The sequence below is a fragment of the Alsobacter sp. genome (assembly GCF_059501845.1).
In genome coordinates this window covers 481,359-497,747 of record NZ_JCACDK010000001.1, presented here as the reverse complement: position 1 = coordinate 497,747, position 16,389 = coordinate 481,359, and the positions used below count along the sequence as shown (strand labels likewise).

Sequence of the window (16,389 nt, the reverse complement as noted above, 5' to 3'; positions counted from 1 at the left end):
GGGGATGAGCACGCCCTACGCGTCCCTGAAGGCCCGGCTGGACGCCGGCGATGCCGTGATCCTCGACGGCGCGACGGGCACCGAGCTGCAGCGCCGCGGCGCACCGATGGACCCGTCTGCCTGGTGCGGCCCCGCGACGCTCGGCAACGACGCGCTGCTGACCGCCATCCATGCCGACTACATCCGGGCCGGCGCCGAGATCGTCACCGCCAACACCTTCGCCGCCTCGCGCATCATGCTGAAGGGCGCGGGGCTCGCCGACCGGTCCGACGAGATCGTCGCGCGCGCCGTGGACGCCGCGCTGAAGGCGCGCCAGGCGACCGGGGGCGGTGCCGGTGTCGTGGTGGCCGGCTCGCTCTCCCACATGGTGCCGGTTTCAAGCGGGACCGACACGGTGGACCTCTCGTCCGTGCCGTCCGACTCCGAGGTGTCGGAAGCATTTCACGCCCTCGCGACGGCGCTGAGGTCCGCCGGCTGCGAACTAATCCTGCTCGAGATGATGTACCATCCGGGTCGCGCGCGGCTGGCAGTGGAGGCAGCACTGTCGACGGGACTGCCGGTTTGGTACGGCATGAGCGCCCGCCGGGGCCCCGCCGGCGAGGTGCTCGCGTTCCATCACGCAGACGATCTGCCCCTGTCGGCAATAACGTCCCTGGTTCCCCCGGCCGGCGTCGACACGGTGGGCATCATGCACACGGGCTCAGAACTGGTGTCGGACGCCGTCGCGGAGATCCGCAAGGGCTGGGGCGGGCCCATCGCCGCCTACCCGGATTCCGGCTATTTCGAGATGCCCGACTGGAAGTTCGTCGACGTCATCCCTGCCGAGCGGCTCGAAGGCTATTTCCGCCGCTGGCTGCGCGAGGGTGTCCAGATCATCGGGGGCTGCTGCGGCCTGGGCGTGCCGCACATCGAGGCCGCGGCAAGGGCGCGGGACGCGGTCCGCGCGGAGCGGCGGCCATGAACACCCACCGGACCGCGGGTCTTCAGACCCGCTCTTCATCAACAGCAACACACAGCGCGTCTGAAGACGCGCGGTCCGCATGACCCGCGCACCCCTCGCACGGCTCCTGTCGCCGCGCTCCATCGCCGTCATAGGAGGCCGCGAGGCGGCGGAGGTGATCCGCCAGTGCGAGCGCATCGGCTTCAAGGGACCGATCTGGCCGGTGAACCCGCGCCGGCCCGAGATCGCCGGCCGGCAGGCCTTCCCATCCGTCGAGGCGCTGCCCGAGGCACCCGACGCGGCGTTCATCGCGGTGCCGCGCGAGGCGACGGTGCAGGCTGTCGCCGCGCTCGCGGAGCGGGGCACGGGCGGAGCTGTATGCTACGCATCGGGTTTCGCAGAAGTGGGCAAGGACGGCGCCGAACTGCAGCGGCAGCTCGTCAGGGCATCCGGCGAGATGGCCCTGCTCGGACCCAACTGCTACGGGCTGATCAACTACCTCGACGGCGCGGCGCTCTGGCCGGACCAGCATGGCGGCGTGGCGCGCGAGCGCGGCGTGGCCATTCTCACCCAGTCCGGCAATATCGGGCTCAACCTCACCATGCAGGCGCGCAGCCTGCCCGTCGCCTACCTCGCCACGGTCGGCAACAAGGCGAAGGGCGACCTGCACGAGATCGTCGAGGCCTTTCTCGACGACCCCCGCGTCTCCGTCATCGGCCTGCACGTCGAGGGCATCGCCGATGTCGCCGCCTTCGCCGCCGCCGCGCAGCGTGCGCTGGCGCAGGGGGTGCCCGTCGTCGCGGTGAAGACCGGGCGATCGGAAGCCGGTGCGGCGCTCACCATGTCGCACACCTCCTCGCTGGCCGGATCGGACGTCCTCGCGGACGCTCTCTTCGAGCGCTGCGGGGTGGCGCGGGCGCCGGATCTCTCGGTGCTGCTGGAAACCCTCAAGCTGCTGCACGTCCACGGCCCGCTGCCCGGCCGCACGTTGTCCTCGATGAGCTGTTCGGGCGGCGAGGCCTCTCTCGTGGCCGACCTGGCAGAGGCGGCCGGTCTTGCCACGCCTCCCTTGCCCGCTGCGACCGAGAAGGCGCTCGCGCAGGCGCTCGGTCCCAAGGTGCCGCTCGCCAACCCGCTTGACTACCACACCTACATCTGGGGCGACCTCGCCGCGACGACCGCGACGTTCACGGCGATGCTGTCGGCCCGTACGGAAACCCCGCCCTCTTCCCCGGCGTGCACCCCCGCCGACGAGGGGCGGGCCTATACGGTCAACCTCCTCGTCCTCGACCTACCGCGCGCCGACCGGTGCGACGCATCCTCGTGGGACGTGACGCTGGAGGCGTTCGAGGCCGCCGTGCGGGAGACTGGCGCACGCGGGGTCGTCGTGTCCTCCCTGCCCGAGACCCTGCCGGAAGCCGTCGGCGAGCGCCTCATGCTGACCGGCATCGCGCCGATGCAGGACCTCGGAACCTGCATGCAGGCGATCGCGCTGGCCGCCGGCATCGGCGACGCCAAGGCTCGCCCGGCCGCGCCTCCCCTCGCCCGCATCGTCCCGCTCCGGGACGGAGCAGCCAGAGTGCTCGACGAGGCCGCCAGCAAGGCCCTGGTCGCCCCGCACGGGCTGCGCATTCCGGCGGGAGAGGTGGTCGCGCCGGACGAAGCGGCCGCCGCCGCGCAGCGCGTCGGCTATCCCGTCGTGGTCAAGGCCGTGTCGGAAGACATCGCCCACAAGACCGAGGCCGGCGCGGTGCGGCTCAACCTGCGGACCCCGCAGGAGGTCGAGGCCGCGGCAGCTCACATGGCAACGCTGTCGGACCGCGTGCTGGTGGAAAAGATGCAGCATGGTGCGGTCGCCGAGCTCATCGTCGGCGTCACCCGCGACCCGCAATTCGGCCCCACGCTGACCTTCGGCGCCGGAGGTATCCTCGTCGAGCTGCTGTCGGACACCGCAACGGTGCTGCTGCCCACCACCGCCGGCGAGGTGGCGCGCAAGCTGGACGGGCTGAGGTCTGCCATTCTGATGCGGGGCTTCCGCGGGCGGCCGCCCGGCGATATCCCCGCGGCTGTGGAAGCGATTCTGGCGGTGGCGCGGTTCGCGCAAGCTCATGCCGACCGGCTGCTGGAGCTCGACGTGAACCCGCTGATGGTGCTGCCTCTGGGGCAGGGCGCGGTCGCGGCCGACGCGCTGGTGCGGCTGGCCGGCGACGCCTGACGGAGGACGTGATGGCCGATGCGGTTCGGGTGACCCGCGACGGGGCGGTCTGCGAGATCGTTCTCGACCGCCCAAAGGCCAACGCCATCGACGTGGCGACCAGCCGCGCGCTTTACGCTGCCTTCCGGGGCTTCCAGGACGATCCCACGCTCACCGTCGCCATCCTGACGGGCGGAGGAGAGCGCTTCTTCTCCGCCGGCTGGGACCTCAAGGCCGCGGCCGAGCGCGAGGCGGTTGATGCCGACCACGGCCCGGGTGGCTTTGCCGGCCTGACCGAGTTCTTCGACCTCGACAAGCCCGTCATCGCCGCGGTGAACGGCCTCGCCCTGGGCGGGGGAATGGAGCTGGCGCTCGCCTGCGACATGATCGTGGCCGCCGGCACGGCGGAGTTCGGCATGCCGGAGGCCATGCTGGGCGTGATCGCAGACACAGGCGGTGTCCAGCGCCTGCCCAAGCGGCTGCCGCGCGCCATCGCGATGGACCTGCTGCTCACGGGGCGCCGTTTCACGGCCGCCGAGGCCGAACGCTGGGGGCTCGTGAACCGGCTCGTGCCCGCTGCATCGCTGATGGACGAGGCCCGCGCGCTGGCTCGCACGGTCGCCGGGGCCGCCCCTCTCGCCGTGCGGGCGGTGAAAGCCACCGTCACTGCCACGGAGGGCTTGTCCGATCGCGAGAGCTTCGCCCTGCTGAAATCGGGCACAGTCGCGGTGCACCGCCAGTTGCAGGACTCGGAGGATGCAAAGGAGGGGCCCCTCGCCTTCGCCGAAAAGCGCAAGCCGGTGTGGAAGGGCCGCTGAGATGTCAGCCGTCGCAAGCACCACGACCGAGAGGCGGGCCTATCTGGTCGGTGCCGCGATGGTGCTGGCGGCGGGCACGATGTGGAGCTTCGGCGGCATCACCGTGCGTTTCGCTCCGGATTCGGACAGCTGGCAGTACCTGATCTGGCGGTCGGTCGGCCTGTTCTGCGCCCTGGAGGCGGCCAGCCTCGTCCAGGGTCGCGGCTCCACGCTGGCGCGTGTGCCGTCCGCCGGATGGGTGGGCCTCCTCGGCGGTTTCTGCATGATGCTGGCGGGCGTCGCCTTCGTCTTCGCGCTGAAGCGCACGAGCATCGCCAACGCAATCTTCCTCGCCTCGATCACCCCGCTCCTGAGCATGCTGCTGGCCCGCCCGATCCTCGGTGAGAAGCTCACCGGCATCGGCATTCTCGCCGTCGGGGTCGGACTTGCCGGCCTTCTCGTGATGGCTGGCGGCAAGCTGGGCGATGGCAAGCTCGTCGGCGACATCGCCGCCCTCGTCTCCTCGCTCGGTTTCGCCGGCTACACGATCTGCGTGCGGCTGAGCCGGAGACGGGATCTCTCCGCCATGATGCCGCTCTCGGCGGTGATGGGGGTGGTGGTCTGCGTCGCGGCCACCTTGATCAACGGTCGCCCGCTGGTGCCGCCGGCGCAGGACGTCTCCATGGCTCTCCTGCACGGGGCCGTCTTTATCGGCATCGGCGTGACGCTGTTCAACACCGCCTCGCCGCATGTGCCCGCGACGGGGCTCGCCGTCCTCGCCCAGACGGAGACGATCCTCTCGCCGATCTGGGCCTACCTCATCCTGGGCGAAACACCCTCCGCGACGGCACTTGCGGGCGGTTGCCTGATCCTGGCGGGCGTGATGATGACGGCCGTTGCGGGATCGCGTCCCCGCCCGCCGGTCACGGGGCCCGACGCTCCTCTCTGAGCCGCCCCGCGAGGTGCCAGAGCACGGCGCAGAGCACGATGGCGCCGCCGAGCAGGGCCGCCTGGGACGGCCTCTCGGCAAAGAACACCCAGACAAGGATGGGGGCGACCACCGTGTCGAGGAGGCTGATGAGCCCGGCCTCCGCTGACGGAACATAGCGCGCGCCGCGCATGAAAAGGACCAGCGCGAACCCCAGCGTGACGAAGCCGAAGCCGGCGAGCACGACGACATCGTAGAGCGTGACCGTGGAAGGCTGGGCCAGCGGAAAGCAGGCAGCCGAGCAGAGGATGGCGGCGAAGGTGTTCACCGGGGTCATCGACACCGTCGGCTGCTTTCGCGCGAGGCAGATGATGGCCGCGAAGCAGACGACCATCACGAAGATCATGAGGCTGCCCAGAAGGTCCGCCCCGGCCGGCGAGCCGGCGACCATGACAACGACACCCGTCGCGGCCAGTGCGCTGGCGAGGACGGTGCGTCGCGTCACGCGTTCGCCGAGCCAGATCCAGGCAACGGCCGCCGTGACGAAGGGCGTCGTCGCGTAGACGATCATGACGTTGGCGACGGTGGTGAGCTGCAGCCCCGCGACGTAGCTGAACATGCCGAGCGCGGAGAGCGGCACGATGGCCCAGCCAGCCGGTCCGAGGTTCATGAACTCGCGCAGGCCGCGGTGGCGGAATTCCCACCAGCCCAGCGCGATCATGAAGAGGGCGCCGAAGGCCGCCCTGCCCCACTGCATCGTCCAGAGGTCGAGCGACAGCGAGCGGGAGAACAGTCCAGCCGTGCTCCACATCAGCGCCGCGGCGACGATCATCGCCATCCCGAGGCGCCGCTGCGCGCTGGTGTGCAGGGCTGCGGTCGCAGTCGGCAGGGGCGTGCTGGCGCCGGCCCGTTCGTCCATGGCGCTCATCGGCCCGTCCCGGGAAACACGCGTAGTCTAGTGCGGCCAGTCGTGAGTCGCATGACGTCTGCGGACGCTTCCTGTGCGCCCGGCGACGCCGATGGCGTTGGCCGGGTCGCGCGTTGCCAAGTGCGGGTCGCCCCGCGTCAAGGCGGCGGGCCGGGTATCGCCTTCACTGGCGGCGAATGGAAATGCGGGAGAGGGACATGGCGGGCATCCGGACGATGGGCATCGTGGGGGCCGGCGTGATCGGCTCGGGCTGGGCGGCACGGGCGCTGGCGCATGGCCTCGACGTCGTCGCGTGGGACCCCGGTTCCGACGCGGAGGCAAAGACCCGCGCCACCATCGCCAACGCCTGGCCGGCTCTGGAGCGCAGCGGCCTCGCCCCGGGCGCGTCGCAGGATCGGCTGCGCTTCGTGGAGACGTTGGCGGAGATCGCCCAGGCCAGCGACTTCATCCAGGAGAACGCTCCCGAACGCGAGGAGCTGAAGCAGGGGCTTTTCGCCGAGATCGATGCCGGCGCACGCCCGGACGTGGTGATCGCCAGCTCGACGTCCGGGCTCCTGCCGACGCGGCTCCAGGAGCGCATGGCCCGTCCAGAGCGGCTCGTGGTGGGGCATCCCTTCAACCCGGTCTATCTGCTGCCCCTCGTCGAGCTCGTGGGCGGTGCAAAGACCTCGCCGCAAGCGATTCAGGCGGCTGGAGATTTCTACCGCACGTTGCACATGCGCCCGCTGCACGTGCGCAACGAGATCGACGGCTTCATCGCCGACAGGCTGATGGAAGCGCTGTGGCGCGAGGCGTTGTGGCTGGTGGAGGACGGCGTCGCCACGACGGAGGAGATCGACGCGGCCATCGTCTATGGCTGCGGCCTGCGCTGGTCGCTGATGGGCACCTTCCTCACCTTCCACCTGGCGGGCGGCGAGGGCGGCATGCGCCACATGCTCCACCAGTTCGGCCCGGCGCTGAAGCTGCCCTGGACGAAGCTCGTCGCACCCGAACTCACCGACGACCTCATCGACCGCGTCGCCGACGGCTGCGAGCACCAGGCCGCCGGCCGTTCGATCAAGGACCTCGAGCGCCGGCGCGACGACTTCCTGATCAAGCTCCTGGCGCTGGTGAAGGAGTACTGGCCGGAGGCCGAGGGGCTGAAGGGGCGGATTTGAGCAGCTTGCACGGGGTCATCCCGGCCGTCGCGGAGCGGAGAGCCGGGATCCAGGACCTCCGCCCATCGCGGTCCCGGATTCCGTGTCTGCACCGCACCGCTGCGCGCACGCGATGACGGAGAGTGGCTGATATGAAAACCGACGCCGCGCCCCTGCTTGTCTGGTCCGGCGAGGTCCTGCCGGAGTGGGTGGACTACAACGGCCACATGAACGACGCGGCCTATGCCATAGCGTTCAGCCGTTCCGTGGACGCGTTCATGGAGGTCATCGGCCTCGGCGAGGAGGGCCGGCGCGAAACCGGGCACACGCTCTACACGCTGGCCATCATGATCCGGTACGTAAGGGAGGCGAAGCTCGGCTCCCCCCTCGCCGTGACCATCCAGGTACTGGAGCACGACGCCAAGCGCTTCCGCCTCTGGCTCGTGATGCGCGACCCGTCTACGGGCGAAGAGCTGGCGACGAGCGAGCAGCTGCAGCTCTGCGTGGCATCGGCAGAGGGCCGTGCCGCGCCCTTCCCGCCGGGCGTGGCGGACAGGCTGGAGCGTGTCGTAGCCGAACAGGCCGGGCTGGCCAGTCCGGCCGACGCGGGCAAGGGGATCGCGCTGCGCCGGAGCTGACTGATCGGGTCACGCGCCGGACCGCGGGTCTTCAGACCCGCATACCGACTAGAAGACCGGCAATGCCTACACGAGGTCGCGGGGCGTCACGTCGTCCCATTCCCGCACGGCGACGGACACGTCGTTCTCGAACGCCTCCAGCCTTCCTGTCAGAACAAAGGCGTCCACGGTCGCGGTCATCTCGGTCTCGACCTCGATGCGGATGTTCCAGCCCTCGCGGCCCATCTCGTAGGTCTCTGCGACACGGCTGCGGGCGCAGAGCGGATCGTCGGCCGCGATGTCGAGGACGCGTGTGATGTCGTGCGACAGGACGGTGCCAATCTCGTCGAAGCGTCGTACCCCCTCGCCGAAGACACCGCCCTCCCCTCGGGTCACATAGGTCGCGGTGCCGTTCTGCAGGTCGAAGGTCGCGGTGCGGGCGGACGAGCCCTGCGAGATGCGTGTCACCGGCGCATCCGGGGCCGTGGCCGGCGGAAGAAAGCGCACCTGCACGTCCTCCGCCCGTGGCGTCCGGACCGGGAGCGAGAGGGTGCTCGCGCCGAGCCGGAAGGTCAGCGTTGCCGCCGCCGGAGCGGGCCAGACGAGGGGCCAGTAGGCCGTCGACAGCGCCACCCGGATCCGGTGGCCGGCGCGGAACACCGTGCCGCACGCATTCAGTGCAAGCTTCACCGTCTCGAAGCGCCCCGGCTGCAGCGGCTCGGGATTCTCGTGAGAGTGGCGGTGAGTCAGGTTGAGCACGTGATAGGACACGCGCCGCGACGCTCCATGCGGCGCGACATCCATGAGCCGCACCGCGACCTGTGCGACAGGCTGGTCGGAGGCGAGGACGAGCTCGACCTCCGGAGCGCCCAGGATCTCCAGGTCCTCGGGCAGCGGCTCGGTGTCGAACACGAGAGAAAAGCCGTCGTCGAGCCGCTGGTCGGCGGGCTGCTCGCCGGGCACTCCCGCGCCCATCCATTCGCCCGAGCCGGCGCCGGTCCACTGCGGCGAGCGGAACGCCACGTCAGTCTCTGCCCCGGCGGAGGCACGCAGGCCTCCGGCGGTCAGGTGCAGTGTCCGCGGCACGATGGAAGGCGACGGCCACACCGGCTCGGCCACCCACCGCCCGGGGCAGGGATCGACCCAGGCGCCCGCGGGCCTGTCGTCCTCGACAAAGGCGCGCAGCATGGGCCCGTGGGTGATGCCTGTGTCCTCGCCGGCGAGCCAGTGCTTCCACCAGCCCACCATCTCCTGCAGCATGCCGATGGCAGGGCCGGGCGTACCGTCCTGCGCGTAGACATGGGCCCAGGGCCCGATGATGCCCTGCCGGGGACAGGTCAGCTTCTCCAGCAGGCGCGGGACGGCGTTGGTGTACGCGTCCGCCCAGCCGCCGACGGCCAGGGTCGGCACCTCGATCGCAGCCCAATCCTCGTTGACCGACCCGTGTTTCCAGTAGGCGTCCCGGCGCTGGTGCTTCAGCCACAGGGCGGGCCAGAATGGCATGTGGTTCAGCCGCTCCAGCCACCGCTCCCGCCAGCCTTCGCCGACGATCTCCGGGTCGGCCGGACGGGCCTGGTAGGCGAGCATGATGGCGCCCCACCAGAGATTGTCATTGAGCAGGCAGCCACCCATCCAGTGGATGTCGTCGGTGTAACGGTCGTCCGTGGAGCAGACCGTCACGATCGCCTTCAGCGCCGGTGGCCGCCGGGCCGCGACCTGGAGCGCGTTGAAGCCGCCCCAGGACTTTCCCATCATGCCGACGGCGCCGCTGCACCAGGGCTGCGCCGCAATCCAGGCGATCACCTCCAGGGCGTCGTCCTGCTCGAGCTTCAGATACTCGTCGTCGAGCAGCCCGTCCGACTCGCCGGAACCGCGCATGTCGACACGGATGGCCGCCAGCCCGTGACGGGCGAAGTAGCCATGCATCGGATCGTCCCGCCCCCGCGTGCCGTCGCGCTTGCGGTACGGAATGTACTCCAGCACGGCCGGGACCGGGCTGGCGTCAGCTCCGCCGGGCAGCCAGAGACGGGCGGCGAGCCGGGTTCCGTCGGCGAGGGGGATGAAGACGTTTTCAGTGACCGTGCAGGCGGCAGGAGTATGAAGCGTCACAATGCGGTCCGGATCAAAGGGGTCGATGTATTGGGAATGTCCGGCCGGCCATCATCCCTCACGCACTGCACAGCGAAGCTGTGCCGTGCAGAGCCGTGATGGCGGCGCAGTAAAATGCACGGTGGCTATGCTCACGAGGCCACGCGCTCGGCCAGGACGTCGTCCAGCCAATCGGTGCGCATTTGCGGCACGGAGGACAGCAGGCGCTCGGTGTAGGGGTCGTGCGGACCCTCGAACACGCTGGCCGTCGGTCCGTTGGCCACGAAGGCGCCCTTCAGCATGACGCAGGTCCGGTGCGCGATGCGCCTGACGATGCCGAGGTCGTGCGTGATGAAGAGATAGGCCAGTCCCATCTCCTCCTGCAGGCCGCGCAGCAGCTTCAGGATGTCCTCGGCGACCAGCGGGTCGAGAGCCGACGTCGGCTCGTCGCAGATCACGAGTTCCGGCTCGGCGGCGAGCGCCCGGGCGATGCAGACGCGCTGCTTCTGGCCGCCTGACAGCGCCGAAGGGAGACGCCCGGCAAAGGATTCCGGCAGGCCCACCTGGCTCAGGAGTTCCTGGACGCGGCGCTTCTTCTCCGCCCCTCCCCGGCCGAAATAGAAGTCGATCGGCCGGCCGATGATCTCGCCTATGGTCTGGCGCGGGTTCAGCGCCACGTCGGGCTGCTGGTAGATGAGCTGGATTCTCCGCAGCTGGTCCTTGCTGCGGCTTTCCAGCTTGGGCGGCAGCGAGGCGCCCTGGAACACCACGTCCCCGGCGGTTCGCGGCAGCAGCCCCACCACGCAGCGTGCGAGCGAGCTCTTGCCTGAGCCGGACTCGCCCACGACCGCGACCGTCTCGCCGTGGTGAACGTTCAGGCTCACGTCCTTGATCACCTGGAACAGACCGTAATTGGCCGAGACGTGGTCCACCTTCAGGACGACCTCCCCGCCGATCGGCTCCATCCCGGAGGCATGGTCGGCGGAGACGCGCTCATTGACGAGGGCGCGCGCATATTCGGTGTTCGGCCGCTGCAGGATCTGGCCGGTTTCGCCGAGCTCGACCATCTTGCCGTGCCGCAGCACCATGATGCGGTCGGAGATCTGCGCGACCACGGCGAGATCGTGCGTGATGTAGAGCGCCGCCGTGCGGTACTCGTGAATGATCTTCTTGAGAAGCGCGAGCACCTCGATCTGCGTCGTGACGTCGAGGGCCGTCGTGGGCTCGTCGAGCACGAGGATGTCGGGCCTGCAGGACATCGCCATGGCGGCCATGGCGCGCTGCAGCTGGCCGCCGGAAACCTGGTGGGGATAGCGCTCGCCGAAATGGTCGGGGTTCGGCAGGTCGAGGTCGCGGAACAGCTGCACCGCCTGGGCCTTCGCCTCGGCCATGCCCATGAGGCCATGCTTGATCGGACCCTCGCAGACCTGCTCGTAGAGGGTCATGGCGGGATTGAAGGACGCCGCCGCGCTCTGCGCGATGTAGGCGATGCGGGCACCACGCGTTTCCCGCCGCTGGTCGGCGTCCAGCTTGCGCAGGTCCTTCCCGTCCAGAACGATCTCGCCGCAGGTGATGTGGCAGCCGGAGCGGGCATAGGCCATGGCCGCGAGGCCGATGGTGGACTTGCCCGCGCCGCTCTCCCCGATCAGCCCCAGCACCTCGCCGCGCTGCAGGGTGACGTCGACATTGTCGACGAGAACGGCCCCGGTGCGTGCCTCCACGCGCAGGTTCCTGATGTGGAGCACCTCGGACTCGCTTCCGGCCATGCGGCGTTCCCCTCCTGCCCGCCAGCCTTCGCTGGGCGGAGTGCCAGAGTGGTGGCGCGAACCGCCGGCGGTCAAGCAAAACACCGCCGGACTGCGCTGTGCGGCGGGATCAGCCGCGCCCGCAGGCACTTCCGGCTCTTTCACGAAGCCCTCGTTTCAGCTGGCGTCGCGGGAAGAGCAAAGAGAGTCGCCACCGGAACGCGATGTCGAGCGGTCGCCTGAAATCGTCATGGGCAGGGTGGTTCCGGGCCATCAAAGCGCGTGGGGGAGGTTTGCATTTTGCGCAGCCCCCGTCCTACTCTGAGGCCAGACAGGCCTCCGGGACGCGGTGAACACCCGGCCGGGGCAGCCTGTGGACGAGGTGACGCGTGGGGCTTGGCGCCCTGCCGGGAGGGATTTCGACAATGAGCATGGACAATACGAAAGAAGGCGGTTCCGGCCTGATCGTCGATCGCCGCCAGCTTCTGGCAGGCGCAGCGGCGCTCGGCCTCTCGACGGCGTTTGCCGGCAAGGGCTTCGCGGCCGAGACGCCCAAGAAGGGCGGCACGATGCGGATCGGCATGGAAGGCGGCGGCGCCAGCGACTCGCTCGACCCGCGCACCTATGCCGACTCGATCCCGATCGCCTTCAGCCTTGCGATCTGGAACACGCCGGTCGAGATCGACGAGGCGGGCAAGGCCACGGGCGAACTGCTGGAGAGCTGGGAAGCCAAGCCCGGCGCCAAGGAGTGGGTCTTCAATGTCCGCAAGGGCATCAAGTTCAGCTCCGGCAAGGAGCTCGACGCCGACGACATCATCTACTCGATCAACCTGCATCTCGGCGAGACGAAGTCCCCCGCAAAGGGAATTCTGAAGCAGATCACCGAGATGAAGAAGCTGTCGCCGACGCAGATCCAGTTCACGCTGGAGAGCGGCAACGCCGACCTTCCCTACGTCCTGTCCGACTACCACCTGATCATCGTCCCCAACGGCTTCACCGACTGGTCGAAGCCCGACGGTACCGGCGCTTACAAGCTCGATTCCTTCGAGCCCGGCGTGCGCATCGTCCTGAAGAACAAGGGCGACTACTGGAAGCCGGGCCGCGGCAACTTCGAGACTGTCGAGATCCGCTACATCCTCGACAAGGCGGCCCGCGTCGCAGCCCTGCAGTCGGGCCAGATCGACGCGGCCAACCGCCTCGACGCCCGCACCGTCAACCTGCTGATGAAGGACAAGAAGCTCAACATCGTGCGCACCAAGGGCACGGGCAACCGCTTCTGCTTCGTCGCGCGCGTCACCGACAAGCCCTTCGACAACAAAGACCTGCGGCTGGCCCTCAAGTACGGCATCGACCGCGAGAAGATCATCAAGCAGATCTACAGCGGCTACGCGACGCCGGGCAACGACCACACGCTCGACGCCAACGACCCGTTCTACAACAACAAGATGCCGCAGCGGGCCTTCGACCCAGACAAGGCCGCCTTCCATTTCAAGAAGGCCGGCATCTCCGACCAGAAGATCGAGTTGCAGACGTCGGAAGGAGCCTGGGGACAGGCGGTCGACTGCGCTTCGCTCTACCAGGAGTCCATGAAGAAGGCGAAGATCGACCTCGAGGTGAAGAAGGTCGCGGCCGACGGCTACTGGGACAACATCTGGCTCAAGCAGCCCTTCTGCGCCGTGTACTGGGGCCGTCGCGCCACCGCCGACCTGACCTTCTCCACCGTCTACAAGTCGGACTCGGCCTGGAACGACAGCAACTGGAAGAACCCCGATTTCGACAAGATCGTCATCGAGGCCCGTGCCGAGCTCGATGAGGGCAAGCGCAAGGAGATGTACTTCAAGTGCCAGGAAATGATCGCTGACGACGGCGGCATGGTCTGCTTCGCCATCGGCGACTACCTGGACGGTTACTCCAACAAGGTCATGGGCGTGAAGCCCCATCCCCGCTACGACCTCTGCGACCAGAGGGTCGCCGAGAAGGGCTGGTTCGCCTGACGGCAAGACTACACCGGCGGCCGGAAGCGGCCGCCGGTTTCGTATACAGGCGGACCGCCGCGGCCGGAGGGGGCGGCAGCGGATCCCGCAACTAGTCCTGGTGCCGGCACAGAGGGGGACGGCGCTTGCTCCGTATGATTGCCGTTCGGATCGCGCTCGGTCTCTTGACCCTCGTCGCGGTCAGCGTCCTGATCTTCGCCGCCACCGAGATCCTGCCGGGGGACGTCGCCAGCGCCGTACTCGGGCAGGGCGCCACGCCCGAAGCACTGAAGGTGTTCCGGCACGAACTCGGCCTCGACCGGCCATCCTATGTCCGCTACTTCGAGTGGTTCTGGGGAGCCATTCGCGGTGACTTCGGCGTGTCGCTCACCAACAAGCGCGTCATCGTCGACGAGGTGACGCCGCGCTTCTTGAACACTCTGTTCCTGGCCGGCTACGCGGCACTGATCGCGGTCCCCGTGTCCGTCGGCGGCGGCATCATCGCGGCCATCAACGAGGGGAAGGTCTGGGACAAGCTGGCCAACGTGCTCACGCTGATGACGATCTCCGTGCCGGAGTTCTTCATCGCGTACCTGCTGATCCTCGTCTTCGCCGTGAACAACGAGTGGTTCCCCTCCCTCTCCACCGTCTTCGAGGACATGCCGCTGGGCGAGCGTTTCTACGTGACGACGCTGCCGGCGGTGACGCTGACCCTGCTGGTGGCCGCCCACATGCTGCGCATGACGCGCACCTCCGTGCTCTCGGTGATGTCCCAACCCTACATCGAGATGGCGTTCCTGAAGGGCCTGACGCGGTCCCGGGTGATCACGCGCCACGCGCTGCCGAACGCAGCCGCCCCGATCATCTCCGTCGTCGCGCTGAACCTCGCCTACCTCATCGTCGGCGTCGTCGTGGTCGAGGTGGTGTTCGTCTATCCTGGCGTGGGCCAACTGATGGTCGACGCCGTGTCGAAGCGCGACCTCCCGGTCGTGCAGGCCTGCGGCCTCATCTTCGCGGGCGCCTTCATCATCCTCAACACGCTGGCGGACATCCTCGCCATCCTCGTCAATCCGCGCCTGCGGAAGCCGAGATAGGGAGGGCCGGACAATGCGCATCCTCGGCTACAAGCCCCCGATCTCAGCCTGGATCGGCATGTTCATCGTCGCGGCGTATCTGCTGATCGCCATCTTCGCCCCATGGCTCGCGCCCTATGGCGAGGCCGAATCGGTCGGCGGCACCTGGGACCCGTCCTCGCCGGAACTGCTGCTCGGCGCCGACAATATCGGGCGCGACATCCTCTCCCGCCTGATCTACGGCGCCCGCATGACGATCGGCGTGGCGCTCGCCTGTACCCTCCTGTCCTTCACCCTCGGGACCATTCTCGGCTTTCTCGCCGCGGTCGGCGGGCCGATCATCGACACCATCCTGTCGCGCCTCGTGGACGTGATGCTGTCGATCCCGCTCCTGATCTTTGCGCTGATCATCCTCTCGGTGTTCGGGTCTTCCATCCCCGTGCTGGTCCTGACCATCGCGGCACTGGACTGCACGCGCGTGTTCCGGCTCGCCCGCGCCGTGGCGATGAACCTCGTCGTGCTCGAATATGTCGAGGCGGCGCGCCTGCGCGGCGAAGGCCTGTGGTGGGTTATGCGGCGCGAGATCCTGCCTAACGCGCTGCCGCCGATGATCGCGGAGTTCGGCCTGCGCTTCTGCTTCAACTTTCTTTTCGTCGCTGGCCTGAGCTTCCTCGGCCTCGGCATCCAGCCGCCCTACGCCGACTGGGGCGGCATGGTGCGCGACAATGCCCAGGCCATCACCTTCGGCCTGTTCGCGCCTCTCTGGCCTGCCGTCGCCATCGCCATCATGACGATCGGCGTGAACCTCGTGGTCGACTGGATCCTGTCCATCAACTCGAGACCGACGGGCGCCTCGCCCGACATGTGATCCGGAGCCTGTCATGAAAGCCGCAGTCTGCCGCGCCTTCGGCGAGCCACTCGTCGTGGAGGATCTCGAGCTCGCCTCGCCGGGGCCCGGCGAGATCAAGGTGTCGATGCGGGCCTGCGCCATCTGCCACTCCGACATCTTCTACGCCGACGGGGCGTGGGGCGGGACGCTGCCCGCCGTCTACGGACACGAGGCCGCCGGCGTTGTGGCCGAGGTGGGGCCGGGCGTGACCCGTCTCGCGCCGGGCGACCACGTCGTCGTTACCCTCATCCGCTGGTGCGGCGAGTGCCCCTCCTGCGCCAAGGGCTCGCCTGTTTTCTGCGAGGAGGTGTTCCCCCTCGACCGGCACACGCCTCTTCGCGACAAGGCGGGGGCCGAGGTCGTCCACGGCCTGCGCACCGGTGCCTTCGCCGAGGAGGTCGTGGTCGAAGCCTCGCAGGCCGTGAAAATCCCGAACGACATCCCCTTTGCCAGCGCCAGCCTGATCGCCTGCGGCGTGCTGACCGGCGTTGGCGCCGTACTGAATACGGCGGGGGTACGGGCCGGCGAGAGCGTAGTGGTGATCGGCTGCGGCGGCGTCGGGCTCAACAGCGTGCAGGGCGCACGCATCGCGGGCGCCTCTCCCATCGTGGCCATCGACATTGCCGACGACAAGCTGGAAGCCGCGCGCACGTTCGGAGCAACCCACACGATCAATTCGAAGTCTGGAAACGCCGCCGAACAGGTCGCAGACATCACGGGCGGGCGGAAGGCGGACTGGGTGTTCGTCACGGTCGGCGCCAAGGCGGCGATCGACCAGGGCATCGGGCTGATGGCGCGCGGCGGTTCGGTCGTCATCGTCGGGATGCCGGCATCGGGCGTCACCAACACCTTCGATCCCGGCTGGATCGCCGCGGACGGCCAGCGCATCATCGGCTCGAAGATGGGCTCGGCCCGCCTGCCGGTGGACGTGCCGCGCTTCGTGCAGCTCTACCGCGAGGGCCGGCTGAAGCTCGACGAGCTGGTCACCGCCACCTACCCGCTCGAAGAGATCAACGAGGCCATTGCCGCCGTGAAGAACGGCAAGGCGCTGCGCAACGTCATTGTCTTCGGGGATGCCTGA

Annotated in this window: 13 protein-coding genes; 10 read left to right on the top strand and 3 right to left on the bottom strand. The window is 68.8% G+C overall.

Annotated features, from left to right (window positions below; translation table 11 throughout):
- The first annotated feature begins 4 nt into the window (after window positions 1-4).
- From AC5JCN_RS02220 to AC5JCN_RS02205, 4 genes are all read left to right on the top strand, one after another.
- On the top strand, window positions 5-961 hold the full coding sequence (locus tag AC5JCN_RS02220; protein ID WP_495753368.1) for a homocysteine S-methyltransferase family protein: 957 nt from the start codon (window positions 5-7) through the stop codon (window positions 959-961).
- 79 nt (window positions 962-1,040) lie between these two features.
- A complete protein-coding gene (locus AC5JCN_RS02215; protein ID WP_495753367.1) occupies window positions 1,041-3,155 on the top strand; it encodes an acetate--CoA ligase family protein in 2,115 nt (704 codons plus the stop codon).
- Window positions 3,156-3,166: 11 nt separating this feature from the next.
- The gene (locus tag AC5JCN_RS02210) at window positions 3,167-3,952 is read left to right on the top strand and encodes an enoyl-CoA hydratase-related protein (RefSeq protein WP_495753366.1); all 786 of its coding nucleotides are present in this window, start codon (window positions 3,167-3,169) and stop codon (window positions 3,950-3,952) included.
- A gap of 1 nt (window position 3,953) precedes the next feature.
- On the top strand, window positions 3,954-4,880 hold the full coding sequence (locus AC5JCN_RS02205) for a DMT family transporter (protein ID WP_495753365.1): 927 nt from the start codon (window positions 3,954-3,956) through the stop codon (window positions 4,878-4,880).
- On the opposite strand, the gene AC5JCN_RS02200 is transcribed toward AC5JCN_RS02205, so the two are convergent.
- Window positions 4,855-5,787 carry a DMT family transporter gene (locus AC5JCN_RS02200; RefSeq protein ID WP_495753364.1) on the bottom strand — a complete coding sequence of 311 codons (933 nt, stop codon included), beginning with the start codon at window positions 5,785-5,787 and terminating at the stop codon, window positions 4,855-4,857. The genes AC5JCN_RS02205 and AC5JCN_RS02200 overlap by 26 nt on opposite strands.
- A gap of 176 nt (window positions 5,788-5,963) precedes the next feature.
- On the opposite strand from AC5JCN_RS02200, the gene AC5JCN_RS02195 reads away from it, so the two are divergent.
- Together AC5JCN_RS02195 and AC5JCN_RS02190 are read left to right on the top strand one after the other, a co-directional pair.
- Window positions 5,964-6,944 (top strand): L-carnitine dehydrogenase, encoded by a 981-nt coding sequence (locus tag AC5JCN_RS02195; protein ID WP_495753363.1) that lies wholly within the window; start codon window positions 5,964-5,966, stop codon window positions 6,942-6,944.
- Between the two features lie 131 nt (window positions 6,945-7,075).
- Complete coding sequence (locus tag AC5JCN_RS02190; protein ID WP_495753362.1) at window positions 7,076-7,561, top strand: thioesterase family protein; 486 nt, start codon at window positions 7,076-7,078, stop codon at window positions 7,559-7,561.
- 66 nt (window positions 7,562-7,627) lie between these two features.
- On the opposite strand, the gene AC5JCN_RS02185 is transcribed toward AC5JCN_RS02190, so the two are convergent.
- Both AC5JCN_RS02185 and AC5JCN_RS02180 read right to left on the bottom strand, forming a co-directional pair.
- Window positions 7,628-9,649: a CocE/NonD family hydrolase gene (locus tag AC5JCN_RS02185; protein ID WP_495753361.1), complete on the bottom strand. Its 2,022-nt coding sequence runs from the start codon at window positions 9,647-9,649 to the stop codon at window positions 7,628-7,630.
- A 131-nt stretch (window positions 9,650-9,780) separates the two neighbouring features.
- Window positions 9,781-11,394: an ABC transporter ATP-binding protein gene (locus AC5JCN_RS02180; protein ID WP_495753360.1), complete on the bottom strand. Its 1,614-nt coding sequence runs from the start codon at window positions 11,392-11,394 to the stop codon at window positions 9,781-9,783.
- A gap of 404 nt (window positions 11,395-11,798) precedes the next feature.
- Between AC5JCN_RS02180 and AC5JCN_RS02175 the strand changes: the two genes are divergently transcribed.
- From AC5JCN_RS02175 to AC5JCN_RS02160, 4 genes are all read left to right on the top strand, one after another.
- On the top strand, window positions 11,799-13,367 hold the full coding sequence (locus AC5JCN_RS02175) for an ABC transporter substrate-binding protein (RefSeq protein ID WP_495753359.1): 1,569 nt from the start codon (window positions 11,799-11,801) through the stop codon (window positions 13,365-13,367).
- A gap of 134 nt (window positions 13,368-13,501) precedes the next feature.
- On the top strand, window positions 13,502-14,440 hold the full coding sequence (locus AC5JCN_RS02170) for an ABC transporter permease (protein ID WP_495753732.1): 939 nt from the start codon (window positions 13,502-13,504) through the stop codon (window positions 14,438-14,440).
- 13 nt (window positions 14,441-14,453) lie between these two features.
- On the top strand, window positions 14,454-15,287 hold the full coding sequence (locus tag AC5JCN_RS02165; RefSeq protein ID WP_495753358.1) for an ABC transporter permease: 834 nt from the start codon (window positions 14,454-14,456) through the stop codon (window positions 15,285-15,287).
- Between the two features lie 13 nt (window positions 15,288-15,300).
- Entirely contained in the window at window positions 15,301-16,389 is a 1,089-nt protein-coding gene (locus tag AC5JCN_RS02160) for a Zn-dependent alcohol dehydrogenase (protein ID WP_495753357.1), read from the top strand.